The following is a 1,067-nucleotide window of genomic DNA, read 5'->3' on the forward strand; positions in this document are numbered from 1 at the left end:
GGAGATATCTGGCCGCCACTGGGGACGCCGAGTCGGCCATGAGTGCATGGAACATCTGGCCGCCACCGGGGCAAACAAATGGCCGTTGACAGGTGTGCTGGGGGTTCCGGTGGTGCAGCAGCGGTGGGGGGTGGATCTGATCTCGGGTCCGGCGCGTGCGGAGGCGCGGCCGGGGTTCGGTCCGTTGTGTGAGCGTCTGGGGCTTGCGGGGCTGCCGGATCCGGCGGTGTTGCTGGATCCGTGTCCGCCGGGTCTGCAGGCTCCGGGGGCGGAGCCGGGCAGTCCGATCAGGTTCGTTCCGTTCAACGGCAACGGGGTGGTGCCGGGGTGGCTGCGCGAGCCGCGGTCCGCATCACGCCCCCGTGTAGTCGTCACCCTGGGCAGTCGGACGTTGGCGTTGAACGGGGTGCCGTTGATGCGGGGCATTCTGCGGGCGTTCGAGGAGCTGCCGGAGGTGGAGGCGGTGGCGACGGTGGACGAGGTGTTCCGGGAGAAGATCGGGCCGGTGCCGGCCAATGTGCGGATGGTCGATCCGGTGCCGCTGCACCTGGTGCTGGACGGATGTGCGGCCGTTGTGCACCACGGGGGCGCGGGTACGACGATGACCGCCGGGGCGTTCGGGCTGCCCCAGCTGGTACTGCCCCAGCTCGCCGACCAGTTCGGGCACGGTGACCGGGTGAGCGAGGTGGGTGCCGGGATCTCGCTGGACGATGCGGAGAGCCAGAACGATTCGCATCGGCTGGCCGTGGAACTTCGGCGGCTGTTGGCGGAGCCGGAGTTCGCCAAGGCCGCCCGCGCGCTGGCCGACTCGGTCCGGGACATGCCCGCACCCGCACAGGTCGCCGCCGACCTCACACGGCTGGCCGGCCTGTGATGTCAGGCCCACGGGCGTTGGAGTACCAAGGAGGAGACCCCATGCGAGTCCTGTTTCTGGTGACACCCTCGCCGACGCATTTCACGCCGTTGGTGTCATTGGCGTGGGCCCTGCGGGGTGCGGGCCATGAGGTGGTGGTCGCGGGTCAGCCGGATGTACTGGGGGCGGTCGCCTCGGCCGGGCTCAACGCGGT

General features: G+C 70.2%; 1 protein-coding gene and 1 pseudogene. Both read left to right on the forward strand.

The window, feature by feature from the left end; genetic code table 11:
- Window positions 1-46 precede the first annotated feature (46 nt).
- Window positions 47-370 (forward strand): annotated as a pseudogene (locus ACFU95_RS51055) (glycosyl transferase); the annotation flags it as partial.
- Between the two features lie 45 nt (window positions 371-415).
- A complete protein-coding gene (locus ACFU95_RS51060) occupies window positions 416-874 on the forward strand; it encodes a glycosyltransferase (RefSeq protein ID WP_383844834.1) in 459 nt (152 codons plus the stop codon).
- The last annotated feature ends 193 nt before the right edge of the window (window positions 875-1,067 follow it).

The organism is Streptomyces sp. NPDC057623 (assembly GCF_042800355.1).
In the GTDB taxonomy this organism is placed as follows: Bacteria; Actinomycetota; Actinomycetes; order Streptomycetales; family Streptomycetaceae; genus Streptomyces.

Bases quoted from the DNA above. Each gene is read 5' to 3' on its own strand.
- ACFU95_RS51060 (WP_383844834.1), top strand. From the start codon at position 416: ATGCGGGGCATTCTGCGGGCGTTCGAGGAGCTGCCGGAGGTGGAGGCG.